The following is a 584-nucleotide window of genomic DNA, read 5'->3' on the forward strand; positions in this document are numbered from 1 at the left end:
TCTGCCTCAAGACGATCAAGCGACACGGCCACCTCGCCGAGTGGGCGCAGACGACCGAGGGTCGCGGGCGCGGCGACTAGGGCGGTTGCAGTCACGCAACCCTCGCCTTACGTCCACCATATGACCGAGATCCTCTTGCACGGCTTCTGGCGATCGAGCGCCGCCTATCGCGTCCGCATCGCGCTCGCGCTCAAGGGGCTTGCTTACCGCCAGCAACCGCTCGACCTGATCGCGGGCGAGCAGCACGGCGATGCCTATGTCGGGATTGCGCCCCACCGTCTCGTCCCCGCGCTGGAATATGACGGCCGGATATTGATCGAGAGCCCCGCGATCCTCGAATGGATCGAAGCGAAATGGCCGACCCCGCCGCTGCTCCCCGCGAATATCGACGAAGCAGCGATCGTTCGCGGCATGGCGGCGCTCATCGCGTGCGACATCCACCCGCTCAACAATCTGCGCGTGTTGAGTGCGATCCGCGGCGATTTCGAGGCGACGAACCCGCAAGTGAAAGCATGGATCGCCCGCTGGATCACGCAGGGCTTCGCCGCGCTCGAAGTGCTGGTGACGCGTCACGGAGGACGCTT

The 584-nt window shown here is 65.4% G+C and carries 1 protein-coding gene; it reads left to right on the forward strand.

Going from position 1 to position 584, the window contains the following annotated elements; genetic code table 11:
• Positions 1-120: 120 nt before the first annotated feature.
• Positions 121-584 (forward strand): glutathione S-transferase N-terminal domain-containing protein (locus ACTIFP_RS17670; protein WP_439569987.1); only part of this gene is annotated, 464 nt, incomplete at its 3' end.

Source organism: Sphingopyxis sp. (assembly GCF_051861155.1).
GTDB lineage: Bacteria > Pseudomonadota > Alphaproteobacteria > Sphingomonadales > Sphingomonadaceae > Sphingopyxis.